Below are 23,727 nucleotides of genomic sequence, written 5' to 3' on the forward strand. Positions count from 1 at the left end.
CGAATCCATGCTGTTGCTGGACCGGGCAGCCTTTGGTGTATACAGTCATTCTACTGTCGTCTCCCGCTGACCGTCAGACCTCACTTTCGTAGAACATGCAAAAGAGAGGTACTACATTTCGTAGTACCCCTCCCTCTTACTTCTCTGTATACAAGCGCTCTAACCAAACCAGCTTCGCTATGATTTGTCCTTTTGCCTCACGATTCCTTTGCGGCGAACCTTCTCCACGGCTTCCCTGCTGCTCTTCACGCCAAGTTTCTTCAGAATTTTATTAATCTGATTCTTAAGTGTGCTCTCGGTTTTGAACAGCTTCTTCTCCATCTGGGAATGGCTGTATCCTTCGTCCAGTAGCTCAAACACTTCCCGCTCCGCAGGGGTTAAGCCCCGCAGCTGTTCTTCGCGCTTCAGACGGGCAAATTCCTTCAGCAGCACTTCCATCGTTCCCGGGTGGAGCACTGCGCTGCGGATGGCAGCCGGAAGCTCCTTGAACCTGGTCTTCTCTAAGTAATTAACGGCCCCGGCCGTATACGATTGTGTAATAACAAACTCGTCAGCAAGCGAGGTCAGCATGATGACCTTGGCTTGCGGCTTGAGCTCATGAATTTCTGCGGCGGTATAGATGCCGTCAAGACGACCCGCGGTCAGTTGAATATCCATCAGAACGATATCAAAGGACAGGATGGCTGCCATTGCAATGGCTTGCTCGGGCGAATCGGCTGCACCGACTACCATCATATCCTCCTGCGCATTCAGAAAGACCGTCATTGCCTTAATCCAATCCGGGTCGTCCTCAACCAGAAAGATCTGTATTCGATTCAAGCCTCATCCCTCCCGGTTAGACGAATGATTTTGCTGCGGGGGTAGTACAGCGTTATCTCTGTTCCCTCCGACTCACGGCTCTCCAGTCCTACGGAGCCCCCGCTTTTCTTCATCACATTATAGACATAGGACAAGCCAAGCCCGAAGTTAAGCTTCTCATGACCCTTCGTGCTATAAAAAGGTTCAAATATGCGTCCTTGCAGCTCCCGCGGAATGCCGCTGCCGTTATCCTTGACGGAGATAGCCGCTCCCTTGCGGTCTGCTGTTACCGTTATCGTAATCCGTCCGCCTTCCGGCATCGCCTCAACGCTATTTCGAATCAGGTTGCTGATCGCTTCCTTCAAATGAACAGCATCTGCCAGCAGCCAAGGCCGCTGCAGGTTCTGGACATCCAGCTCGATACCATATCTACTTAACAACTCATATTCACGAAGCTGAACCTCTGCAATGAGCTGATCCGTACGGGCAGGCTGTTCAACCAGTCTGAAATCCTTCATTTGCTGCTGGATTCGACCCACCATGGCAACCAGATGTTCTGAAGAATGTGTGATGACTTCCAGCTGCTCCATGACGGCACCGCTGTCCTGCGTCAGCATTAGCTTCACATTTTCCGTGCTGATCGCAATCTTGCCAATCTCATTCTTGATGGTATGGTTCAGCATCGATGTTCCCGTGCTCACGGCCTGCATCGTGCGATCCAGCGGATCGCGCTCAAACTTCAGACGAACGCCCAGAACGCCATATACAAAAGTACAGATAACAGCCACGGCTAACGAATACAGAATAAACAGCGATACATATTGAAACGAATCATAGCCGGGCGAGATTAAATTGCCGACATTGATCAGCAGCATTACACCGAGCAGCGTAGGCACCATAATCATGGTGGTGATCCACATGCTCTTTCGTTTCTGCGGATTCATCTCATATGACAGCGCGCGAACGAGCAAGACGCATCCCGTCACATAGTAGGGTCCTGTCCACACGAATAACAATCCATAATGAATATGATGTTCGGGATGAAGCAGAACCTGAACCAGCATGATGAACACAGGCAGAAGCAAGCCTGTTTTGAGATAGCGCATCCTCTTGGGCTGCTGCGGTCTCCGAGTATATACCATGCAAAATATCAGCACTCCATACGGAGTTAAAGTATGATTCAACAATTGAATCACCGGTTCATACCGGATCGGTATAAAACCGGAAGGCGCAAGCAGATCCGTCAATCCTCCGCTCCCTGCACTCAACAGGAAAAAAGCCGCCCAGCGGTTCACCTCGCTCCGAGGCTGATTGAGCAGAAGCACGGCTGCCGCGCTCCATAGCGCTGCCACATAATAGAGCATACTACATCGTCCTATTCTCTTCCCAAATGTAGTTTCATCCTACCACAGTTACAGGCAGGTGTGGTACAAAAGATCGCCCCTTATCCGCCTTCTTGGCCAGGATTCCAGCGGTCTTTTTTTTACATTGCGAAAACATTCAGTTTACATTCAGCCGCGTTTAAGAAAGAAATCAGGAACGGTTGCTAGGATAGATTTCGTAAGCAAGCTACACCATGACAGAGAGAAACGAGGTGGAACCCATGACAACCCCATTGAAATACCGAAATGAGCTGAAGTTTTTTGTGAATATCCATCAATATCATATCATCCGGGAGCGATTAAGAAATCTGGTGGCCTACGATGAGCATGCCGGTCCGAGCGGGGAATATCACATCCGAAGCTTGTACTTTGATGATATCAACAACAAAGCTTTGTACGAGAAGCTGGCAGGTGTCCGCGATCGCGTGAAATACCGCATTCGTATTTATAACGTTGCCGACGATACCATCCATTTTGAGAAGAAAATCAAATTCCGGGATTACATCGCCAAGCTGAAGGAGCCGCTCACAAGAGAGATGGTCAATCAGATTATGGCAGGTCAGTATGAATGCCTCTATCAGCCGGACAAACCCCTGATGATGGAGCTGTACCATGAAATGAAACACAAATTGCTGCGTCCCAAGGTCATTGTCGATTACGTCCGCGAACCGTACGTATGCCATAACGGGAATGTTCGCATTACGTTTGACAAGGAGCTCCGAACCGGCCTGCACTCCACAGATCTGTTCAACCAGCATCTGCTGCCCATTCGGGCGATCGATGAGAATCTGATCATCCTTGAAGTCAAATATGACGAGTACATGCCGGATTACATCAAAATCGCGCTGCAGCTAGATGGCCTCAACCGACAGTCGGCATCCAAATATGTCATGTGCCGCAAATTTCTCAAATATAACACTTGGGAGGATCAATAATTCATGAACGCTACACCGACTAATACGGAAACCACCAATTTCTCGGATATTATCAAAAATTCCGTCATGGAAAACTTCGTATCCGATATCAGCATCTCCAAAATTTTGATTACGCTTGCCGTCGCTTTTGTTATCGGGCTATTCATTTATTTACTCTATAAACGGGTGTTCAGCGGCGTGCTGTACTCCAAAAGTTTCAACGTTTCACTGATCGGGATGACCATGATCACCGCTGTTGTCATTATTGCCATCAACTCGAATCTCGTGCTCTCGCTCGGTATGGTCGGCGCACTCTCTATCGTCCGCTTCCGTACGCCCATCAAGGACCCTACCGATCTGATATTTCTGTTCTGGGCTGCTGTAGCCGGGATCGTAACCGGAGCCGGATTCTATACACTGGCAGCGATCGGGTCCGTTGTTGTTGGCCTCATCCTGTTCTTCTTCATTAAAAAAGCAACGGTGGATACGCCTTATCTGCTGGTTGTTCATTGCGATAACGAGCAGAGCGAGCAAGCCGTTAAAGGTCAAATTGATCAAGCCGTGAAGCGTTATAATCTGAAGCAAAAAACAGTGACGCCAGGAAGCATTGAACTGACGCTTGAAGTAAGACTCCGTGATGCGGAAGGCCAATTCGTTAACAAGCTGTCTCAGCTTCCCGGCGTTCACAATGCAGTCCTGATCAGTTACAGTGGCGACTATGTATCCTAAGTCAGGCGGTGGTCAGAGATGATAGAACAAAAAAACGGCAGTATGGCTGTCCCTTGTGCTGGCCATAGTCCTCCTGCTCTCAGGGTGCCAATGGACAACCTCCCCGGTCGCCAGCTCGGAGGTTGACAGCAGCACAGACAACGAAGTCTTGCAGGATCAGATCGATTTCACGGTATTTCCGAAGGATAAAGTTGTTGATGTGAAAATCACCATCGACGAAGCCGATTTTCAGGATATGCTGGACAATGCCAGTGCAGAGGAATATAAAGAAGCCTCCGTGAATTACAACGGCATGCAGTATGATCATGTGGGTCTTCGTACGAAAGGCAATTTAAGCCTGCGAAGTGTAGTCAATTCCGACTCCGACCGCTACAGCTTCAAGATCTCTTTTGATGAATATATCAATCAGACCTTGAATGGAATCAGCAAAATCAATCTGAATAACAACTACAGCGACGCCTCGTATATGCGCGAATTCCTTACTTACGAGCTGGCGGCATCCGTCGGATTGCCGACACCCGGATTCTCATACGTAAACGTATACGTTAACGATGAATTATGGGGCTTCTACCTTGCTATCGAACAGATTGGCGATTCTTATCTGAAGCGTCAGTTCGACAATTCATACGGAGCATTGTATAAGGCTGAGATGACAGGTGTAGGAAGTGATCTCACATGGCTTGGCAAGGATCCGGATTCCTATACGGGACTTGTCATGAAATCCAAATCATCCAATGACGATATATTGATCGATATGCTGGATGAACTCAATAACGGCACCGATTATGAGAAGGTGCTTGATGTGGATAATGTGCTCAAGTACGTTGCCTTGAACGTGGTCGCCTCCAATATGGACAGTTATCTCGGTTCCAACAAACAGAACTATTACTTATATGAGAACAATGGCATATTCTCCGTCCTTCCCTGGGATTACAACATGACCTTTGGCGGACTTGGCAGCTCCAACCTTCTCATTGACGAGCCAACCCAGGGTGCCTTAGCAGAACGGCCACTGATTGCCAAGCTGCTTGAGGTTGATGAATATAAGGAACGCTATCATGCCATTCTCACGGAAATGCTGGAGGGTTACATGCAGCAGGACACATTCAATGACAGGGTAGCGCAATTACAAGCACTAATATCCGAGCATGTAAAACAGGATCCAAGACCGTTCTACTCTTACGAGGAATATGAGCAATCTCTCCCAACGCTGATGTCCTACGTCCAGACGTCGTCTGATAACATCCAGCAGCAATTGGATGGAACCATCCCCTCCGCTGGTGATGGAAGCGGCAGCGGAGGTGGTATGGGTGGCGGCGGCCGCGGCGGTATGGCACCGGGCGGGGCTGGTGGTATGATGCCAGGCGGTGCTGGCAAAGTGGCGCCTGACGTCGCTGGCGGCATGGCGCCCGGCGGGGGTAACGTGGCACCCGATGGTGCCGGTGAGATGGCGCCTGGAGCTGCCGATGGCAGCACTCCTGACACTGCACCGAATGGCGCTTCAAGCGAAGGTACTGACAGAAACGGTGACACTGATCCCAGCAATGCGGAAGATAACAGCTCTAGTGAACAGCCACAGGTTTCACTATCTTCTGCTGCGGCAAATACGGAACCAGTGCAAAATCCAGAGGACGCTGCGTCCCAGACGCCAACGCAGAATCAAGTCCCAGCTAACGGAGATCTGCCAGTACAGAATCAAGCCCCTGCTGACGACCAGCAAACCCAGCCTCAAACGCCAGGGCAGAATGGTCAAGGGGAACTGCCGGACCTTCCTCAAGGTCAGATGGGGAACGGAGGATTTGGCGGTGGCGAGTTCGGCGGCCAAATGCAGGGTGGTCGAGGAATGGGACGGCCGGGCGAATGGAGTAACGGAGCCTCCCAAGAGCAAGGCAGCACCAGGGAAGCCCTATACGCTGGAGTGGCCATCTTGCTGCTGCTTCTCTCTTGCCTCTTTGTGAGTTTATACAAGCGAAAACGACTCTAACTCTACCCAATAAGGGACGGCTGCAAAGAATGATGCCTTTGCAGCCGTCCCTTTGTATGTTCAGAACTTTCTAATCAAACCAATACCCGGAGTTACCGCTTCATTATGCGCTTAACCACGTAATCAACACCGGTGTTAATATCAGTAACGAGCCCAGCGTCATTACGATCCTTGTTGTATTTCTTGACAGCTTACGCTGCGTCTCGGATGAGCGATACCAGCCGCTGAATTGCAGTCGGTTGCGGTAGAGAACAAGAAACCATAAAATATTTCCGCTGAACAAGAACAGGAAGTAGGACTCCTTCCATGGAATCCATGACGTCAGTATGCTCTGTTCAATGCTGCCCAGAATTGGTGCTGCAATCATCATCATGATCATCATACGAATCATTTCCAGTATGGATGAGGCCAATTTGGTCATAACGTTACTCCTTCTTCGTCATGCTGGTTCTAATACAGTCTGTGTTTTCCATTATAAAACAAAACAAGAAATTATGACATGCCAACAGGCGACATGGCATCCGTGCAGCCGCGCTATTCAGTTTGATTCTAACTCTTCTTGAATATCACGTGACGCTTGTTTTCGAATAAAATACGAATCCAGCTTCCGGCTGACCCCTAGCGAAAGAACGATAAACGCAAGGACGCCAATCAGCTTGAAGGGCTCGGCTATAAAGTCGGACAAGTTAGCGCCAATGTACGAGACACAGAATATCATGATGCCCTTGCCCAAGGCTACGGCCATAAGATAGGACATAAGGTTCATTCTTGCCAGCCCGGCAGCTACATTCACAGCTACGAACGGCCCGACCGGAAGTATGCCCAGCAGGAACACGTAACTGAATCCATTATGCTGAATCCAGCGCATTCCACGCTGAACCTTAGGTTTGTTCGCCCAGCGTTCGATCAGTGGCGTACCGGATATTTTGCGCACAATGAGGAAGGTCGTCAAGCACCCCGCAACCATCCCGATCCAAGAGTAAAATACCCCCGCCCACAGTCCATATACCGCCCCATTAACACCTACGATTACAATCGTGGGCAGCGGAGGAATGAAAGATTTCAAGAAGGTCAGCAATATTCCTGGCAGCGGACCTAAAGCTCTAAACTGTTCTAATAACCATTCCAGATTGCTCTCCGTAAAATAAGACATGATGTCCAAGTAGCCATTCAATAACTTCACCCATTTCTGCTATTGTATTGCCGACTAGCCCTCCTGAAGCACCTTGTTCAACTGAGCCAGATGGTGCTTGTCATGCCAGATGAAATCCCGCATGAATTGCTCCACTTCAAAAGGATGGCCGTCCCCGTCCGTATACCGCTTCGCGTACAGCGCTTCCGGCAACGCTTCGATGGTCTGAATCAGCTTCTCCCTTGCAGCTAGCGTCTGATTCACCAGAGCTTCTGTCGATAACGTCTTGGCATATAACCGCGAATCCTCATTAAAACCATCATAATCCAGATGCTTGACAGTAAGCGTCTCCCCAGCGGAAACCTTGGCGATAGCCTCATTATAAAAATATTCATCCCAGCACATGATATGGCACACCACATCACGCACAGTCCATTTTCCCTCAGCGATCGGGCGATTCCAGTAACTCTCTCCTTGTTCTGCGAATTCACCAACCTTATCGATCCATTCGGAATACTCATTCAACAGCAGCTGTTTATCACTCATACCCATTCTCCTTATCCGTGAATTGTTTGATCATGGCATCCAGTTGATCCTCCGACCAGTCGTACATCTTCAACAGCTCCACATAAGGATCACCCGGTATATTCAACAGCTTCGCAAAGGCAGGCTCTGTCTTGTAACCTGACTTCTTCAGCTCGATAATGCTCTGTCTTCCGACCTCGCCCAGCCGCTTCAGAAGCCTGTATTCCACCACCATGTGCCGGTAACCGTTCTGATGGGTGGAAGGCAGCGGCTGCGCAAACACCTCAAATTCCCAGCCCCCATACCGAAACCGTATCACCATTCGCTCCAGATTGTCTACCGTGCGCAATGAGGAGGTTAAGCCCGGCAGGATTTCTCCATAACGCTCCTTCATCCCTCGCTCAAACGAAACAAAATCCCTCACCTGACAAATGATATCCAGATCGCTTGAAGCTATATCAATACCGATAGGGATCGTCCCGACCCATATCGGATGGTAACATTTCAAATGATCCAACAGCTCAAGTCGATCTATTACCTCGGCTGCCTGCTGTTGTTTCGCAGAGCCTTGGCGCAAGTAATCGATGTTCAGAAAATCCATATCCTCAACCATGGCTGCTCACACCTGCCCGTGCTTAATGTCTTTACGCTTCGCGTTCTGTCCACGTTGTCCGGACATAACCAAGCTTCATGCCGACCGTCTCCATATTGCGATGACTCTGTGACAGGAAGGCACACTGGCCCACAACCAAACTGCATCCCACTTGTTTCGCATCCCATATTCTCCTGCGAAGAAGCTCTTGCTGCAAGCCCTGTCTGCGGAACTCGGGCAGTGTTGCTGCAAAAGTAAGCGACGCATTGGAATGGTTCATATACATGACACCCGCAGCAGCAGGCTGTTCTCCCGCATACGCCATGTAGAAGCTCCAGCCCGGCCGTGAATGCAATACACGATTGTTCAGGGCTACGGACGGGATTCCCTGATCAGGCAGTCCCGTTCCAAGGCAATGAATTCTAGCATAATCTTCAAATTCATCTTTGTCTATCGTTTTGATCACAATTCCGGCATCCGGCATATCCTTCAATTCTTGCGGGTTCATATACATTGAATTATGAAACGCCGATTGGTAAAACCCCCGAGCGGCAAGCGAGCTTAACAAATCCTGATTAACCATGGCAGGCACGATCTCGAATTGGAATTTGCGGTCTCTTGATTTGTAGAAATCGATAATAGCATCGAGATGAATGGAGTCCTCAGACTTTATTCCTTTTACCGTGTTAAACGAAAGCCAAGGCATCGTCCTGCTGTACAAGCACAGCGCCTGACCGAATTGTTCTATCTCCACGCCCTCGGGATTGCCGGGCCGGCCTTCAATAGCCTTCATTCGATCCTGCATATAATCCGTTTCTGAATGCTGAATCCGATGGATAAGTTCCTCAGAGGGAAGATGCCGCATATTGCCTCCTATGTATTCGTAATAAAATAATGATAACGTTCGGATAATTAGAGCCCGAAGATCACTTGCTGATGCTTCGGGCTCCATGCTTGCTGTGTATGATATTATTTCGAGCTGTCCGGCAGATCGCAAGATCCGTCGGCACACATGCCGTCACTGCTGTCCGCCTCATTCACCATGACCAGCGGATTGGCTTCACGATAGGCCTTATCCAATGCGTCTGTGAATACTTCCAGAGGCTGGGCGCCGGATACAGCATATTTGCCTCCGAGCACGAAGAATGGAACGCCGCGAATGCCCAGGTTGGCAGCCGCTGCTTCGTCTGTCCGCACCTCAGATTGGAAGTCGTCGCTCTCAAGCGCTGCAGCAGCCAGTTCCCGCGAGAGGCCAACTTCCGCCGCCAGGTCCGCCAACAAATTCCGATCTTCAAGATTCTCGGCATCTGTAAAATACGCACGGAACAACCGCTCGGTCATCTCTTTCATTTTACCATGCTGGTCTGCAAAATAAACAAGGCGGTGTGCATCAAATGAATTGGCCGGAATAACCCGATCCATATGATACGTAAGCCCAACACCCGCCGCTTGCTGAGTAACGTTTGCGTTGGCCGCTTTAGCCTGCTCGATACTCATGCCATATTTGGCTGCCAACAACTCGTCCATGGAAACATCAGGTTTATAGGACGCATTCGGATCAAGCTCAAAGCTGCGGTATACCACCTCTACCTGATCCTTATGCGGAAATTGCTCCAATGCTGATTCGAAACGGCGCTTACCAATATAACAGAACGGACACATAAAATCCGACCAAATTTCAACTTTCATTTTTTCGCCTCCTAGCGAGTGTAATCCTAACTTACTTATTGTAACCCGCTTTCAGCATTGCATCAACACCTCACGCAGAAATCATACACTCGGGCTGCAAGCCGAAGAAGCCAGATGACCGGTTAATCAAGTTTGTTTCCGTTGTCCTGCAATCGGGCATGAATCCAATCGGCCACGACCGTGCAGCCCCGAACGTTCCCCATCAGGGAATTGTTCACCACCAGATCTGCGTACCAGCGGGTAGGCTCGACATATTCATCATGCCTGTATCTGACAAGCTGCAAATACTCCTGAAGCACGCTCTCCTCGCTGTGTCCCTTGTCAATGAACCACTGGCTCCTGCGCAGCATCCTTTCATCGGCGGGACAATCTATGAAGAGCTTCAGATCAAGGGAATCCCGAAGATCCTCGAATTGATACAGAAGAAATCCTTCAATAAGGATGACATCGTATTCGCCACTGCGGACGGCCTGCTCATAATCCTCGGTCAAGCGCTGAATATGGACGGCATCCGGGTGGTTAAAATCCTCAAAGACTCTGTTCGTGAAGGGCGCTTTGGCCATGGGTCTAACGGCTTTGTAGTATTTGTCCATGTGGAACAAGGCCACACGATACTCGCTTAACTTCTCCTTGAGCTTCAGACTCAGCGTCGTTTTTCCGCTGCCCGAGCCTCCGCCAATCCCAATTGTCAAGCACCGACTCTGCTCCATTTATGCCTCCATATATAAAAAGGATAAAAAAACAGACAGCCTGCAGCCGCCTGTCATTTGTATTTTTTCCAATCCATCTCACTATGCTCGAGTAAATATTCAAAATCATTATCGCGCAACTTCTGTTCCGCCTTGCGTGCTGCTTCACGCTCCTGCCTTTCCTTCTCCAGCCGATCCGCTTCATTCGCTTTTAAGGATTCGGTGGTTGCCTTCAGCTTCGCCAGAACTTGAGGGTCCAGCATATCCTTTAACGTCGCAGGTTTATCCGTTGATTCTGTTCGTGGCAATGGGGAAGTCCGTTTCTTTTTTGCCATGTTCGCTCACCTCGATTTCCACATCATTATATCATTTTGCTGGCTGCCTGACATCCGGCTGGACCATATTTCTCATCCTCCATGATTGATTTCACGGACATGTAAATACTATACTTACTTGGACCTGGACTCCATCATCGGACCAAATCAAGAGTCATCGATGGTGAGGGTACACATTGTGACGATGCAAGCACTGGAGGTACAGCAACCATGATCTATCATATTGATTATGTTTCAGAAGGACTTCATGTAAAGGGGTATCTGGGGCTCCCCCCTCAATTGCCCCGTACACTCAGCCATAAGATGGCAGAAGCGGTTGACACCATGCATGGCGTAACCGTAACTGGCACACTGGCTTGCTCCATTCTGAACAGAGAGCCAGCATCTTTCGAAGAGTCTTCCAACGAATCCCCTAAGCTGCCACTGGTCATCTACTGCCGGGGCGGCATTGGACGGATTGGTGCCGTACGGCTGAAGTGGGTGGAGGAATTCTCCGCCCAAGGCTATGCCGTATTTGCACCCGCTTATCGCGGCAATGAAGGCAGCGAGGGACGGGATGAATTCGGCGGTGCCGATACGATGGATGTGATCTCAGCCATTGACTGGCTGTCCCGTATTTCATGGATAGACAGTAGCCGCATCCACGTGCTGGGCTTCTCCCGCGGCGCGATTAATGCCGCTGTAGCGGCCGCTGCATCCCCCCATATATCCAGAATGATTCTATGGAGCGGCGTGTCGGATTTGACTCAAACCTATGAAGAAAGGATTGATCTGCGCAGAATGATGAAGCGCGTTATCGGGGGCTCGCCTGCCAAGGTTCCTGAACAATATCTGCTCCGCTCCCCGCTGCACTATGCGGACCGGATCCCATGTCCCGTCCTGCTCGTCCATGGAACACAAGACGAGCAGGTCCTGGTTCAACATAGTTACCGTATGCTGGATAAACTCCGGGAATGCGGGCATGAGCCGCAGACGCATCTGTACGAAGGGCTCGGGCATCGCTTTCCCCCGCCCCAGCATGCAGCGGCAATCCATCGGATGTTCGATTGGCTAAAGAAGGGAGATTGAACATTTGCCCTGCTCAATCTCCCTTGCAACCGGCCCCGTGTCTTCCTCACTCCTTATTGCTGTGAATAGAGGTATCGATCCAGTATTTGCACTTCCCGTCTGCAATGGAGCTGAGCTCCCCCTGATTCCATTCAATGATGCGACGGGAAGGCAGGTTGGATTCATCACAGGTCAGCAGGACCTTGTTGATATGGTGCTCATAGGCTTTCTTAACTAACCCTTCCAGCATCCGCTTGCCATATCCCTTCCCCCGCTCCGAGGGCCGAATGACATACCCAATATGTCCACCCAGTTCAAGCAGACTCTGATTCAGCCGATGTCTCAGCTTGCCATATCCAACAGGCATGCCTTTCTCATACAACCAGTAAATGGTCTGAGGAACATACTCCTCCGGCAGATCGATACCTCTTGATATCTCGTAATTGCGATGGACCTTGGATACGAACTCTTCCATACTCCCGCTGTTTAAGCTGTTGACGAAGCCGTTCCCGCCCGCTCCAATTTCCTGCACCATGAATAAGAGGGCTTCATCCGCTTTCTTCTGCAGTTCAACTAACTCTAGTGCCATGTCTACTCCTCCACTTGAAAGATAGAATCGACAATGATAGGCAGCTGATCTCGTAGGGATACCGCGCCAAATACGGATCTGGCATGGCTCCCCTTATCCCCGAATACATCAAGCATCAAATCCGAAAATCCATTAAGCACCTTATGGTGTTCTTCATAATCGGGTGTTGCGTTTACGAAACCCTGAACCTTGACCACTCACTTCACTTTATCAAGAGATCCGAGAGCATCCCTTAATACGGCCAGAACTTCCACTCCGGTCAGACGGGCATAGGCATAACCCTGCTCGGTTGTATAACGCTCGCCAAGTTTACCCTTCGGCTCCCCAGGCGGCCCTTTCCCTGAGACATACATCAAACCGTTCACGATGACATAGTTGGCATACCTCGCAGCCGGCGAGCTGGCAGCAGGTAAACGGATGCCTAATGGCTCCAAGCGTCCCTCCGCATAACCGGACATAAGAACATCTCCTCCATGAAGAAAATTCCAGATAAATTTCAATCATTGTACCACGGAATGAGATCAGTACAAGTGTAAGAATAAAAGTTTCTCGATGTACCCTGCATTCCATGAGGACAAAAAGACCAACCCCGTACCATCAGGGTTGGTCTTCTCATCCATGCAAGCGAAGGCTTAAATCCGGAACGAATAGGATGCATACCGCTCCGCGTTGTTAATCGCCTGCCATACATCCGTTGTCTCAGCGCCAGGGTACCAATAGGCATAACCCGCAATCTGATATTTGGCAGCCATAAGATGTTTCATGGATAAGGAACGGGCTTCTTCCGTCCATATGCGATGCCTAACTCCACCGATCGTATATGCAGCTTCATACTGGGCGACATCATCGTTCCACGACAAGGAAGCCTTGTGCAGACGGATTCGATGTCCCTGTTCAATCAAACTGATATCCTGCGAAGATACCGATGAGGCCAGCTGCCAATCTCTTGTATACAATGGATACGCAACGATACTCTTCTTCGCCGTGACTTGATTTACCAGCTTGTTCAGAGCCGATTCGGACCAAGGCAGCGAGGATACGGAACCGGCTTTTGGCGAGCCGCCCCAGTGCTGGTCGTAACTCATAAGAACTACATAGTCCACTTGTCTGCCAAGCGCTGCGTAATCAAATGCTGCCGTCCAATCCGTATTCAGATCAGGCGATACATCGATAGATAACTTCGCTCCGAGCCGCTTCATTTCCGCGGATAATTGCGTGATGAAGGCGGTCAGGTTCTGACGATCCTGAGGCATCACATTCTCAAAATCAATATTGATCCCGTCCAATTGATATTTGGATACATTCGCAGCGATGCTCTCTACAACCGACTTTCGGTTCTGGGCGCTGCTTAGAACGGAATGCGTTCCTTCCGCGTTCCCCCGGTTTCCCACCATAGCCCATACCTGCCGTCCATTGCTGCGAGCCCATGTAAGCAGCGCTTGATCGGTATGGTCCGATACCTTGCCGTTTGACTCCATATAATACCAACGCGGTACAAGCACATTCAAGCCGGCTCGCTTGGCATAAGAAATGTACTCCTTGGTTGTCCCGTTGTACAACCACCCCATGTGGATATTCGCAGGAACCTGACGATCAACCGAAGTTTTCACATTGCCCGACTGGAGCACCCGATCCAGCAGTTTCGCCGTTTCCTCCCGGGTGATGGCGTCCTGAGGTCTGAACTGACCCTTGCTTCCCTGCAGCCAGCCGGTATCGGTTGCTGTTCCTACAGCATCCCAAGCCCACTTCGCAATCGAGACTGCATCGAGATATCTGCCCGCCGTGTTCCCGTGATAAGCATCGTTCTGCTTCATGGCCCGGGTGACAATCACAGCGGCTTCTTGGCGGGTAATGGGCGCATTCGGGTAAAACATGAAGCCATTCCCTTGCACGATTGATAGATTCAGGCCGGTATGAATCCAGCCATAATACCAAGCAGATTTGGAAACATCCCGGAATGCTGACACATCATTCTGAACAGGCTTCAATTTAAGCATTCTGGCGATCATCGCGGTAAATTCCGCCCGGGTCACCGGTTTGCGCGGCAAAAAAGCCCCTGTGCCATCCCCGCTTACGATACCTCTCTTAGCCAGACGATCAATCGCGTCTTTAGCAAAGCTTGCAGAAATATCATGGAAAGCAGTTTGACTCGGAGCTTGAAGCGCTGATGCCTGAACAGGGCTTAAGAGCGATGTTAATGACAGCAGCAAACAAAGGGACAGGATATATTTTTTCAAAGGTACGCCTCGATTCTATCATCTGATATCCACAGCATATCAGATGATGATAGAATCAGGCATTATTCATTTCTTGGTAAAAATCGCATCTGGGCGAGCGCCTAGCAAGCTAAGACTACAGCGCCGATCCCTTCTACAACAAGAGAATCCGAGTTTAAACGTTTAATCAGCTCTTCACCAAGCAGAATCTTCCACTCCCCAAGCTCAGGCAGCTTTAAGGAAGACTCCTTGCGTGCGGCATAATAGAGTACATAGATATGTTTCTCGGCGCCGCCGCCCGCATGATCACGAAGCGTGAAGGCTACGGTGTTCTCTGGACTATCCTCGAATCGCAGATGCCGCCGGATCGAAGCCGAATCCCGCAATCGAAATGCCGGATGATTCTTGCGAAGCTTAACGAGCCGCTGAATGTAGCTCACGCCATCCTGATGCTCTGAGGCCATGCCCCAGTCAAGCCGATTCACCTCATCGCTGGAGTTGTAGCTGTTCTCCACACCGTTCTTGGAACGGTAATACTCCTGGCCTGCATGCAGGAACGGGATTCCCTGACTCGTAAGGATCATGGCCGATGACAGCCGGTGCATATCCCGCCGAACCGCATCATTCTCCCCGTCCGTGGACAGCATGATTTTATCCCAGAGCGTATGATTATCATGACACTCCACATAGTTCACGCATTGAACCGGTTCGGAAGCAAAGGCCCTGATCTCTTCGGCATACGGAATGCCGCCCACGATGCCCTGCTTGACCTTGCCCTGGTATCCAATACCGCCGCTTACAAAGCCTTTGTAATCGAAATGAAAGATATCCCCTTTGACGGCGTCACGGAATCCATCGTTAAAATGTGCGATGCGCGGCATCAACGCAGCCTGGCGCTGATTCGCTCTTCTCTCTTCAGCCAGCTCGGTATCCATCACCCAGCCTTCACCAATCGTGAGGATGGACGGATCAATTTCATCCAGACGCGTTCGGATTTCATTCATCGTCTCTACATCCATCAAGCCCATGAGATCAAAGCGGAATCCGTCTATCCGATATTCCTTCACCCAATGCAATACCGATTCTACGATGAATTTCCGCATCATCGGCCGCTCGGTTGCCGTATCATTGCCGCAGCCGGAGCCGTTCGAGAAGGTACCGTCCTTCTTATAACGCAGATAATATCCGGGAACCAGCTTGGTAAAGTTGATCAGGTAACCATCATAAACATGGTTGTACACCAAGTCCATGATGACTCGAAGCCCTTGATCGTGAAGCGTCTGTACCAACTGCTTCAGTTCCCGAATCCGTACCTCCGGTACATACGGATCCGTAGCATACGAGCCCTCGGGCGCATTGTAGTTCTTCGGATCATATCCCCAATTGTACTGCGGCTCGTGAAGTCTGGTTTCATCCACACTTTCGGTTGCATAGTCGTATATCGGGAGCAGCTCCACATGCGTGACGCCGAGCTCAACAATATGGTCAAGACCTGTACGAATCCCCCCGGGGCCTCTTGTTCCTGACTCTGCAAGACCTGTGAACTTGCCCTTATGCGAAACTCCGCTATCCGGATGAATGGTGTAATCCCGGACATGCAGCTCGTAGATTACAGCATCCACGGGACTGTCGAGCGGCGGCTTATCCGCTGTCCAGCGTTCCGGATCGGTTGTTGTCATATCCAGAATACAGGCGCGATCCCCATTAACGCCCACCGCTGTGGCATAGGGATCGACGGCTTCGTTCCATTGATCCCCGATCAGAACCTGGTAGGTATAGAACTTGCCTTGAAGATCCTCACGAACCTTCAGCAGCCAAGTCCCTTTCACATCCCGGGTCATGGCTATTCGGCGGGCATCCGGTGCTTTCCAATCCTCGTATAACAGGACATAGGCCTCACTAGCCGTTGGAGCCCAGAGACGGAAGGCCGACTCTTGAGTTTGGTAGGTCAGCCCCAGATCGCTACCTTCATAATAAAATTGCTGGTCAAATTCCTTGTCAAAGACGGAAACTCCTCCGGTTACGGCCGGATCACCATAATGAATAATGGCATTGCTCTCTTTTTGTACAGACAAGATGTTCACTCCTCATTTAAACTTCCTATCTTGTTGCAGCCGTTCAAATTCTTCCTTGGTAATGTCACGGTTGCCATAGCGCGCTTCCTCGTACAGCTCTATCAAGGATTGCGGAATGCGATCGCTCTGCCCATCCCAATCCTTAAGATCGTGTTCGGTTTCCCGAGGGGTCAGAGCCGCTTTCCAATTATAGCCTTCACGGATGCTTCGGGAAAGTATCCTGCGATACATTTGACGGATTTTCTGATTCAGGTGTTCCGATTCTTCGCCCTCACGATGCCTTCCACCGAAACGCACACCGGACAACAATCGTCTAAGACGTTTCGATGCAGGATCGTGTTCGATATTCTCCACTTCATCCTCATAACCCAGCGAGGGCTGAACGTTCTGTCTGTTCATCATTCTGTTCATCCACGCCGAGAATTTTCTGTAGAGCGTGGGCAGCACTTTGCCGAATCTGAACAAGACGTATACAACTCCAACCCCGATAGCAAGGAATACACCATAGATCAACATTTGTTCAATCACTTTCATCCACTTGCTTGGCGACTTCGGTTCTTCCTCCATCATAGGCATTTCGGGCGGCGGCTCTGCCATCGAAGGCGGCTCCGGAGCCTGCTCTGCTCCAGAGCCGAACAGCCCGGAGATCCAGGCTGCTATTCCCCTCGCGAGATCGGAGAACCACTGCTGAAGCTGTGGCAGAAAAGCCACGATTCCGATTAGAATCAGTAGTACGATAATAAACCATCGATTGTAGCGCAGAACGCGCCGTTCCAATACCGGCTGATCTTTGCCCGGGAGCGTCTCATCGAGCACGAACTGCCGATTGACGATCAGCAGCGTCAGCACCAAGGCAGCCGCTCCCATCCACGTCAGAGCTGGTATTCCATCCTGAAATGAATCCATGAAGCTTAATATGAAACTGCTGACCCCGTACAGGATCAAACCGATCAGGAAATAGGTGCCTGGGAACATCAGATTCCAGCTTATCTGCTCCATTCGGCTCCCCCGATAACTTGCAACAAATAATACGGGAATGGAATAGGCGAGAGCGAGATCAACACCCAGCATGGCAATGGATAACAAAACGGAAACCAGGCAGCCCCATAGGAATGCCTTGAATTGACGATTGAATTTAAATAACTGCCCTCCAGTATAACCCAGTATGTACCCGGCTAATACCAGCGCAGGCCATACCCATCGGAAGGATTCAGGCATTAGGTAGAATGCGGGAATAAACAGAACGGGGAAAAACAACACACACTCTACGAAGCCCTGCAGCAAAGCCTTCATATATCCCGATACGTGAACATTCATGCTGACACCTCCTTCGCAGGAGAAGGAACATCTCCGAGAGGGAGGACGTCGACACGATGTCCGTTCTCACGAAACCGCTGAAACATCTCTTCCAGCCTTGGGCTCACATAAGTGGTCAGAATAAGGATATCCCTTGCCTCCTCATGCCGCGACAGCTCATAAGCCAGGTAATCATGAAAAGAAAGTCTGCGGGTGAGCTCCAGTCTTGCCAGCATTTCGAATATCAGATGCTGCTGCTCCATGCCGCCAGCAACGGGGACAAAGGCGTCATCCTCGGTCTCACCCAGCGTCCCGTTCGTCCCCATTCCGATCTCCATCCCTTGCGACAATAAATGTGCCGTTATTCCAGCTGCCAGCCGGATTCCATGCTCGATGGGCTCAGGCCTTGTAGCTTTGCTCCACATCTGCTCATGATCCTCAATATTCAGGTAGATCATCAGACGGCTGTCTGCGGTCGTATCCCGTCTGTGAACCTGCAGGGTGCCCGTCCGCGCAGTGGCCTTCCACTGAATATCCTTCAGCGGATCTCCATCCCGATATTCACGAACACCCGATATGAGAAACGGGTCCTCCATGATCCATCTGCGGACCAGCATTTCGCCCATCCAGGTCTGCACGGGCAAATCCATATCCGACACATCAAGCGGCATTGGATACACCAAAATTCCGCCGGTTAATGTCTTACTCTGCACAATCGATTCCAGTCCGATCAGATCGCCTGTTGTCATCGATACGGTTCCCAGCTTGTACAGACCTCTTTGCTTCGCGGTAATCCGATGTCTGCGCAGGATTTTGGTCCATGGCAGAAGACTGAAGAAACTCTTGTGGTTCTGATTGAATTGCCCCTCACTGATATCCAGGTTTAATTGATTATCGAAGGCCAGACCCGAGCGGAATTGGGACTCTACCCTCAACCAGGGGACAGGCAATGCTTTGCGGTTCTCTATGATTTCGATCAATTCGACGGAATCTCCCTCATAACAAGTCGACACCTTGAAGGAACGGCTGTAATTCAGCTTTTTCAATGCCATCCGTTTAAAAATCTTGCCCTGCACAACGACAACCACAGCGGCGATGAACAATATCCAGTAGGCTCCCATGGCAACCGCCCCCTACGACGAAATGCCTTCTTCTGTCGGTACGGAAACCTGCTGCAGCAACCGCTCGATCACTTCTTCAGAAGCGGCGGCCCCGCCCCGGCTTTGAAGTGTGCCCCGAAGCTTCAACCGGTGTGCCCAGGCTGGCACAGCCAGCTCCTTCACATCGTCAGGCGTCACAAACTCCCGGCCCTGCAGGACAGCTTGTACCTGTACGGCCTTCAGCAGGGCCTGACATCCCCTCGGACTTACTCCGGAGGCAACCGCTTCATCCCTTCTGGAATGCTCCGCCAACGAAACGATGTAAGCTAACATCTCGTCACTGACATGCACCTTGTTGACGATTTGCCTGGCTTGCACGATGCTCTCAGAGGCTGCAATCGCCGCAAGCGACTCCAAGGGTTGATTATCCTTGAATCGCTTCAGGATATCGACGCTTTCCTGTGAGGTGGGATAGCCCATATTCAGTTTAAACAGGAATCGGTCCAGCTGCGCCTCCGGCAGTGGAAATGTGCCCTGCTGCTCCAGCGGGTTCTGCGTGGCGATGACCAGGAAGGGTTCCTCCAGCTGATGGGTTACCCCGTCAATGCTGATCTGCCGCTCCTCCATGCACTCCAGCAAGCTGGACTGCGTGCGGGGCGTTGCTCTGTTAATCTCATCGGCAAGAAGGATATTCGTGAACAAAGGGCCCGGCCGAAATTGAAACGCCGAGGATTGTTGATTATAGAAATATATACCGCTCAGATCAGACGGCAGCAGATCCGGGGTAAACTGAACTCTTTTAAACGTGCAGTCAATGGACTTCGAGATGGATTTGGCCAGCAAGGTTTTCCCCGTGCCCGGTACGTCTTCAAGCAGAACATGGCCAGAGGTCACCATCGCAATAAAGAGCCTGTCGATCAGCTGTTCCTTACCCACCATAACCTTGGAAACGTTTGCTCGAATATCATCGGCAAGACGGCGAACGGCATGATAATCTGTAATGATTGGAACCACCCCTTATATAGTTTAACTTAACAACAAAGTTCGGCATGACCTGCCATAATTCCTGTTATTCAGGGCAAAATAAGTCACAGTTTGCGTTAAGCTTCCGTTCCCAGAGCTGACCAGCCAGGCGACCATTTACTCTACATAGTCATAAATAAGGCAAGAAGCTGTCCAGGGACAGCTTCAGGATTCATCATATAAATGCTGATCGTATTGGGATCTGTTATAATTGCCCGTGAAAAAAGATCAATCAGAAGCAGATTCCTCATCTGCATCTGCATCTGCTTCCGCATCCGTTCCGCTGCCCGGGATCGATAGTTTGACCAGCTCCATTTCAGCTTGCTCGCGACTGTCGATCCGAATGTCGATATAATGCTTGACCTCAGGCGGACTTGCGTAGAATGGTTCAAGCAATGCTGACCATTTCTTATAATCCGGGTGTCCCCGGAAACCGAGCAAATGATCTTTAATCCCGCTCCAGCGAACAAGGAATATATATTCATCCCTGTTCTCCACACATTTATGAAGCTCATGATCTACATATCCCTTCTTCGTTAACAGAACGCCGGAAGCCGCCCGGAAGGCGCTCTCGAAATCACTCGCAAGCCCGGGTTTAATATAAAGTATCGCTGATTCCAGTATCATATCGTTCCCCCTCTTGATATTTATCCATCAACCGTGAGGCAGCTTGTACTTTGACGGCATCACGCTATGAAAACAGTAGGTGCAGTCAAGTATATGCTGATATAATAAGAAGAATGAATACACTAACGAGGATGAGACAAACATGGCATTCGGCATCTCCAAACAGGAATTGCAGCAATGGAAGCAGCAGGTGGCGCGAGGCGACATCGCTTTTTTGACTCACTACTGGTATGACAAGCGATTCCCCCAGTTCAATACCGTAACCAAGGTGGGCTGTTCGAACATCCGACGTCTTGAAGATTGGTGTTTGTCCAATGGGCTCAATCCGGAGTATATCCATCACCGCCTGCCTTACCCGCATTTTGATCTGATCGGTCCCAAGCAGACCGAATTGCTGCATAAATATGAGCTTGAAGACCATATCACCCGATTTGGTCTGACTTAACAAAACCCGCCCTGTTTCACGGTTCTCATAGAGCATACCGTGCAAACAAGGCGGGTTTTTTAGAATCCTGCTGCAATTAGCTTAGACGGAAGCTTACTCAGACTCGCCGCCACAACCATCAGATTGCATTGCAGATTTACCTGTCAGCTGCTTCAATGTTTTATTAATCCAGATGGCAGCCGTTGCACCTTCCCCCATAGCAACCGTGGTCAATTCGGAATGAACTCCCAAGTCACCTGCGGCCCAGAGCCATTCAACGCTTGTCATTTTGGACCTGGGATCGGTTATGACATGTCGATTATGCTCAAGCTCAGCCCCGAGCTGCTCAGCCAATTCCGAATAGATGCTGTTCCCTCCAAAGGAGATAAACCCCCGCTCCGCAGGCAAAAGGCTCCCATCCTCCAGCACGACAGCAGAGATGATGCCGCTCTCCTCAGAACGAATCTCCGCTACCTTCTTCTCCACATACGGAATCCCGAGCTCAGCTAATTGGCGCATATGCTCGGAAGAAGCCGGCTTCCCCTCATGATTGACATAGGTAATATCCCTGGTTCGCTCCGATAGCAGCAAGGCCATACTGGCACCGGGATCTCCTGATCCCATCACGACGGTCTTCCGATTCTGGATTTCATACCCGTCACAATCAGGACAGACAAACACCGAGCTGCCTAGCGTCGACATCAGGCCCGGAAGCTCCGGGAACCGGTCCATCAAGCCGGTTGCCAGCAGCAGGGTTCGCGCCCGATATTGGGCTCCGTCTTTCCCGGTTAACACAAAATGCCGCGCTTCATCCCGCTCCGCCTTCCGAATGTCATCCGCTGCAAAAGCAACGCCGACAGCCTCTGCCTGCTTGCGTCCCCGCTGCCTCAGCTCTTCGCCTGAAACCCCGTCCGGCCAGCCGAGAATGTTGCGGTAGCTCTTGCATATCGTGGAACGCCCCGTTCCCCTGTCGATCACCAGCACGTCGTAAGCTGAATACCGCCCCAATTGTATAGCGGCCTGCAAACCAGCAATACCGCCGCCAATAATGATGCAATCCTTCACTTTGGTGTCTATCATGTAGGTTCTCCACTCATTTCTATATAGAATTCATAGCCGGAGCTTTTTGTATCCGGTATGCTTCCTGCAAAAGGTATACCCTAAATATTTAACCAATCCATGGAGATTTACTCCTGGCAATAAAATAGACCTCGGCACATCGTGCCAAGGTCTAAGCTAAATCATACTCTATAGCAGCAGTTGACCGGCTATCGCACCGGCAATCACAACAAGCCACGGCGGGCTTTTCCAGAACATCAGCATTCCAAACAATCCCGCCCCCATCACGAACTCAAGCGGACTATGAATAGAAGATGTCCATATCGGGTGATACAATGCGGCCAGCAAAATACCGACCACAGCTGCATTCATCCCTGTCAGCATGCCTTGAAGTTTAGGGTTTCTGCGGATGCTGTTCCAGAACGGCATCGACCCCACGATGAGCAGAAATCCGGGCAGAAAAATAGCAAGTGTTGCCACGATGCCCCCAGGTATTCCTTGTATTACAACACCGAGGTAAGCCGCAAAAGTAAACAGCGGTCCAGGTACAGCCTGTGTTGCCCCATAACCGGTCAGAAAATCCTCCTTGGACATCCAGCCGTTTAGCACCGTCTCACTCTCAAGCAGAGGCAGAACCACATGACCCCCGCCGAATACAAGTGACCCGGCACGGTAGAAGCTGTCAACAATGGCCACCCAGCCATTATCGGTCATCGCTCTCAGCAGCGGGAGTCCCACCAGCAAAACAACAAACAAACCTAGGCAAAACAGTCCGGCTGTCCGTCCAATAGGGATCTTCATATCGGCAGCCTTCTCATCGTTAGCCTGCCGCTTAAACAACCACAGTCCCGATATACCGGCAAGAGCAATGACCATTACTTGAGATATGGGAGATTGCCACAGCAGAACGACAGCCATTGCTATAAACGCTAAAGCCGCACGCACGGGGCCCGAAGCCAGCTTCCCCGCCATCCCGAGAACCGCTTGAGCTACTATCGCGACTGCAACAATTTTCAGTCCTTGAATCCATCCAGCCGAGCCCGGATCGAAGGTCTGCATCAGATAGGCAAAAATCATCAGCATGAGCACGGACGGCAGCGTAAATCCGAGCCATGCCACAATGCCGCCCCATAGTCCCGCTCTCATCACACCGACACCAATTCCGACCTGGCTGCTGGCCGGTCCGGGAAGGAACTGAGCCAGTGCCACCAGATCGGCATAACTTTTCTCATCCAGCCACTTTTTTCGCTGAACATAAGTTCCGTGGAAATAGCCAAGATGCGCAATCGGTCCTCCAAACGAGGTGAGTCCCAGCTGAAGAGCAGTCCACCACGTTTCGCTAATGGCGCGCCATCTTCCGGACGGTTGATTATCGCCCATTTGAGCCTGTGCCTGTGCTTGTTCTTTCTCGATCTCTGTGTTCAATATGTCTTCGCTCCCCTTACGCTAAAGTTCAATGGAAATAGGATTTTCATGAGTGCATGCCTAGGCATGCATCGTAT

General features: G+C 50.5%; 24 protein-coding genes and 1 pseudogene. 5 read left to right on the plus strand and 20 right to left on the minus strand.

Going from position 1 to position 23,727, the window contains the following annotated elements; translation table 11 throughout:
• Positions 1–177: 177 nt before the first annotated feature.
• Both PVOR_RS19245 and PVOR_RS19250 read right to left on the minus strand, forming a co-directional pair.
• Positions 178–819 (minus strand): response regulator transcription factor, encoded by a 642-nt coding sequence (locus PVOR_RS19245; protein WP_006211119.1) that lies wholly within the window; start codon positions 817–819, stop codon positions 178–180.
• On the minus strand, positions 816–2,162 hold the full coding sequence (locus PVOR_RS19250; protein ID WP_006211120.1) for a sensor histidine kinase: 1,347 nt from the start codon (positions 2,160–2,162) through the stop codon (positions 816–818). Before PVOR_RS19250 ends, PVOR_RS19245 begins: the two co-directional genes overlap by 4 nt.
• Positions 2,163–2,401: 239 nt before the next feature.
• On the opposite strand from PVOR_RS19250, the gene PVOR_RS19255 reads away from it, so the two are divergent.
• From PVOR_RS19255 to PVOR_RS19265, 3 genes are read left to right on the plus strand one after another with little or no spacing between them, the layout of a single operon-like run.
• Positions 2,402–3,115, plus strand: coding sequence for a polyphosphate polymerase domain-containing protein (locus PVOR_RS19255; protein ID WP_006211121.1), 714 nt, complete (start codon positions 2,402–2,404; stop codon positions 3,113–3,115).
• Positions 3,116–3,118: 3 nt separating this feature from the next.
• Positions 3,119–3,823, plus strand: a complete 705-nt coding sequence (locus tag PVOR_RS19260) for a DUF4956 domain-containing protein (protein WP_006211122.1) — start codon at positions 3,119–3,121, stop codon at positions 3,821–3,823.
• A 55-nt stretch (positions 3,824–3,878) separates the two neighbouring features.
• Positions 3,879–5,807, plus strand: a complete 1,929-nt coding sequence (locus tag PVOR_RS19265) for a CotH kinase family protein (RefSeq protein ID WP_006211123.1) — start codon at positions 3,879–3,881, stop codon at positions 5,805–5,807.
• Positions 5,808–5,910: 103 nt separating this feature from the next.
• On the opposite strand, the gene PVOR_RS19270 is transcribed toward PVOR_RS19265, so the two are convergent.
• From PVOR_RS19270 to PVOR_RS19305, 8 genes are all read right to left on the minus strand, one after another.
• Positions 5,911–6,228 (minus strand): hypothetical protein, encoded by a 318-nt coding sequence (locus tag PVOR_RS19270; RefSeq protein ID WP_006211124.1) that lies wholly within the window; start codon positions 6,226–6,228, stop codon positions 5,911–5,913.
• Positions 6,229–6,345: 117 nt separating this feature from the next.
• On the minus strand, positions 6,346–6,960 hold the full coding sequence (locus PVOR_RS19275) for a TVP38/TMEM64 family protein (RefSeq protein ID WP_040680786.1): 615 nt from the start codon (positions 6,958–6,960) through the stop codon (positions 6,346–6,348).
• A 54-nt stretch (positions 6,961–7,014) separates the two neighbouring features.
• Complete coding sequence (locus tag PVOR_RS19280; protein ID WP_006211126.1) at positions 7,015–7,485, minus strand: DinB family protein; 471 nt, start codon at positions 7,483–7,485, stop codon at positions 7,015–7,017.
• Positions 7,478–8,077: a DUF4269 domain-containing protein gene (locus PVOR_RS19285; RefSeq protein WP_006211127.1), complete on the minus strand. Its 600-nt coding sequence runs from the start codon at positions 8,075–8,077 to the stop codon at positions 7,478–7,480. The genes PVOR_RS19280 and PVOR_RS19285 overlap by 8 nt, the downstream gene beginning before the upstream one ends.
• Before the next feature lie 31 nt (positions 8,078–8,108).
• Positions 8,109–8,921, minus strand: coding sequence for a GNAT family N-acetyltransferase (locus PVOR_RS19290; RefSeq protein WP_006211128.1), 813 nt, complete (start codon positions 8,919–8,921; stop codon positions 8,109–8,111).
• Positions 8,922–9,025: 104 nt separating this feature from the next.
• Positions 9,026–9,745: a DsbA family oxidoreductase gene (locus tag PVOR_RS19295; RefSeq protein WP_006211129.1), complete on the minus strand. Its 720-nt coding sequence runs from the start codon at positions 9,743–9,745 to the stop codon at positions 9,026–9,028.
• A gap of 122 nt (positions 9,746–9,867) precedes the next feature.
• The gene (locus PVOR_RS19300; protein ID WP_006211130.1) at positions 9,868–10,455 is read right to left on the minus strand and encodes a uridine kinase family protein; all 588 of its coding nucleotides are present in this window, start codon (positions 10,453–10,455) and stop codon (positions 9,868–9,870) included.
• A gap of 53 nt (positions 10,456–10,508) precedes the next feature.
• Complete coding sequence (locus PVOR_RS19305; RefSeq protein WP_006211131.1) at positions 10,509–10,769, minus strand: YqkE family protein; 261 nt, start codon at positions 10,767–10,769, stop codon at positions 10,509–10,511.
• A gap of 210 nt (positions 10,770–10,979) precedes the next feature.
• On the opposite strand from PVOR_RS19305, the gene PVOR_RS19310 reads away from it, so the two are divergent.
• Positions 10,980–11,837 (plus strand): alpha/beta hydrolase family protein, encoded by an 858-nt coding sequence (locus PVOR_RS19310; RefSeq protein WP_006211132.1) that lies wholly within the window; start codon positions 10,980–10,982, stop codon positions 11,835–11,837.
• 46 nt (positions 11,838–11,883) lie between these two features.
• On the opposite strand, the gene PVOR_RS19315 is transcribed toward PVOR_RS19310, so the two are convergent.
• The 8 genes and pseudogenes from PVOR_RS19315 to PVOR_RS19350 form a co-directional block, all read right to left on the minus strand.
• Entirely contained in the window at positions 11,884–12,405 is a 522-nt protein-coding gene (locus PVOR_RS19315) for a GNAT family N-acetyltransferase (RefSeq protein ID WP_006211133.1), read from the minus strand.
• Positions 12,406–12,407: 2 nt separating this feature from the next.
• Positions 12,408–12,863, minus strand: a pseudogene (locus tag PVOR_RS19320) (RidA family protein).
• 174 nt (positions 12,864–13,037) lie between these two features.
• Positions 13,038–14,642, minus strand: coding sequence for an S-layer homology domain-containing protein (locus PVOR_RS19325; RefSeq protein ID WP_006211136.1), 1,605 nt, complete (start codon positions 14,640–14,642; stop codon positions 13,038–13,040).
• 101 nt (positions 14,643–14,743) lie between these two features.
• Complete coding sequence (gene pulA / locus PVOR_RS19330; RefSeq protein ID WP_006211137.1) at positions 14,744–16,696, minus strand: type I pullulanase; 1,953 nt, start codon at positions 16,694–16,696, stop codon at positions 14,744–14,746.
• 12 nt (positions 16,697–16,708) lie between these two features.
• The gene (locus PVOR_RS19335; RefSeq protein WP_006211138.1) at positions 16,709–18,013 is read right to left on the minus strand and encodes a DUF4129 domain-containing protein; all 1,305 of its coding nucleotides are present in this window, start codon (positions 18,011–18,013) and stop codon (positions 16,709–16,711) included.
• A complete protein-coding gene (locus PVOR_RS19340; RefSeq protein WP_006211139.1) occupies positions 18,010–19,113 on the minus strand; it encodes a DUF58 domain-containing protein in 1,104 nt (367 codons plus the stop codon). The genes PVOR_RS19335 and PVOR_RS19340 overlap by 4 nt, the downstream gene beginning before the upstream one ends.
• Positions 19,114–19,125: 12 nt before the next feature.
• On the minus strand, positions 19,126–20,106 hold the full coding sequence (locus PVOR_RS19345) for an AAA family ATPase (RefSeq protein ID WP_006211140.1): 981 nt from the start codon (positions 20,104–20,106) through the stop codon (positions 19,126–19,128).
• 237 nt (positions 20,107–20,343) lie between these two features.
• Positions 20,344–20,742 (minus strand): antibiotic biosynthesis monooxygenase family protein, encoded by a 399-nt coding sequence (locus PVOR_RS19350; protein WP_006211141.1) that lies wholly within the window; start codon positions 20,740–20,742, stop codon positions 20,344–20,346.
• Positions 20,743–20,884: 142 nt separating this feature from the next.
• On the opposite strand from PVOR_RS19350, the gene PVOR_RS19355 reads away from it, so the two are divergent.
• The gene (locus PVOR_RS19355) at positions 20,885–21,187 is read left to right on the plus strand and encodes a hypothetical protein (protein ID WP_006211142.1); all 303 of its coding nucleotides are present in this window, start codon (positions 20,885–20,887) and stop codon (positions 21,185–21,187) included.
• 93 nt (positions 21,188–21,280) lie between these two features.
• On the opposite strand, the gene PVOR_RS19360 is transcribed toward PVOR_RS19355, so the two are convergent.
• Both PVOR_RS19360 and chrA read right to left on the minus strand, forming a co-directional pair.
• The gene (locus PVOR_RS19360) at positions 21,281–22,246 is read right to left on the minus strand and encodes an NAD(P)/FAD-dependent oxidoreductase (RefSeq protein ID WP_006211143.1); all 966 of its coding nucleotides are present in this window, start codon (positions 22,244–22,246) and stop codon (positions 21,281–21,283) included.
• A 168-nt stretch (positions 22,247–22,414) separates the two neighbouring features.
• Positions 22,415–23,605, minus strand: coding sequence for a chromate efflux transporter (gene chrA, locus PVOR_RS19365; RefSeq protein ID WP_419144522.1), 1,191 nt, complete (start codon positions 23,603–23,605; stop codon positions 22,415–22,417).
• Positions 23,606–23,727 lie beyond the last annotated feature (122 nt).

This window comes from Paenibacillus vortex V453, assembly GCF_000193415.1.
Classification (GTDB): Bacteria; Bacillota; Bacilli; order Paenibacillales; family Paenibacillaceae; genus Paenibacillus_AQ; species Paenibacillus_AQ glucanolyticus.

What these genes read in the sequence shown, in the direction of transcription:
- PVOR_RS19250 (WP_006211120.1), bottom strand. Translation starts at nt 2,162, where the DNA reads ATGCTCTATTATGTGGCAGCGCTATGGAGCGCGGCAGCCGTGCTTCTG.
- PVOR_RS19255 (WP_006211121.1), top strand. Translation starts at nt 2,402, where the DNA reads ATGACAACCCCATTGAAATACCGAAATGAGCTGAAGTTTTTTGTGAAT.
- PVOR_RS19260 (WP_006211122.1), top strand. Translation starts at nt 3,119, where the DNA reads ATGAACGCTACACCGACTAATACGGAAACCACCAATTTCTCGGATATT.
- PVOR_RS19270 (WP_006211124.1), bottom strand. Translation starts at nt 6,228, where the DNA reads ATGACCAAATTGGCCTCATCCATACTGGAAATGATTCGTATGATGATC.
- PVOR_RS19275 (WP_040680786.1), bottom strand. Translation starts at nt 6,960, where the DNA reads ATGTCTTATTTTACGGAGAGCAATCTGGAATGGTTATTAGAACAGTTT.
- PVOR_RS19280 (WP_006211126.1), bottom strand. Translation starts at nt 7,485, where the DNA reads ATGAGTGATAAACAGCTGCTGTTGAATGAGTATTCCGAATGGATCGAT.
- PVOR_RS19285 (WP_006211127.1), bottom strand. Translation starts at nt 8,077, where the DNA reads ATGGTTGAGGATATGGATTTTCTGAACATCGATTACTTGCGCCAAGGC.
- PVOR_RS19290 (WP_006211128.1), bottom strand. Translation starts at nt 8,921, where the DNA reads ATGCGGCATCTTCCCTCTGAGGAACTTATCCATCGGATTCAGCATTCA.
- PVOR_RS19295 (WP_006211129.1), bottom strand. Translation starts at nt 9,745, where the DNA reads ATGAAAGTTGAAATTTGGTCGGATTTTATGTGTCCGTTCTGTTATATT.
- PVOR_RS19300 (WP_006211130.1), bottom strand. Translation starts at nt 10,455, where the DNA reads ATGGAGCAGAGTCGGTGCTTGACAATTGGGATTGGCGGAGGCTCGGGC.
- PVOR_RS19305 (WP_006211131.1), bottom strand. Translation starts at nt 10,769, where the DNA reads ATGGCAAAAAAGAAACGGACTTCCCCATTGCCACGAACAGAATCAACG.
- PVOR_RS19310 (WP_006211132.1), top strand. Translation starts at nt 10,980, where the DNA reads ATGATCTATCATATTGATTATGTTTCAGAAGGACTTCATGTAAAGGGG.
- PVOR_RS19315 (WP_006211133.1), bottom strand. Translation starts at nt 12,405, where the DNA reads ATGGCACTAGAGTTAGTTGAACTGCAGAAGAAAGCGGATGAAGCCCTC.
- PVOR_RS19335 (WP_006211138.1), bottom strand. Translation starts at nt 18,013, where the DNA reads ATGAATGTTCACGTATCGGGATATATGAAGGCTTTGCTGCAGGGCTTC.
- PVOR_RS19340 (WP_006211139.1), bottom strand. Translation starts at nt 19,113, where the DNA reads ATGGGAGCCTACTGGATATTGTTCATCGCCGCTGTGGTTGTCGTTGTG.
- PVOR_RS19350 (WP_006211141.1), bottom strand. Translation starts at nt 20,742, where the DNA reads ATGATACTGGAATCAGCGATACTTTATATTAAACCCGGGCTTGCGAGT.
- PVOR_RS19355 (WP_006211142.1), top strand. Translation starts at nt 20,885, where the DNA reads ATGGCATTCGGCATCTCCAAACAGGAATTGCAGCAATGGAAGCAGCAG.
- PVOR_RS19360 (WP_006211143.1), bottom strand. Translation starts at nt 22,246, where the DNA reads ATGATAGACACCAAAGTGAAGGATTGCATCATTATTGGCGGCGGTATT.
- chrA (WP_419144522.1), bottom strand. Translation starts at nt 23,605, where the DNA reads ATGGGCGATAATCAACCGTCCGGAAGATGGCGCGCCATTAGCGAAACG.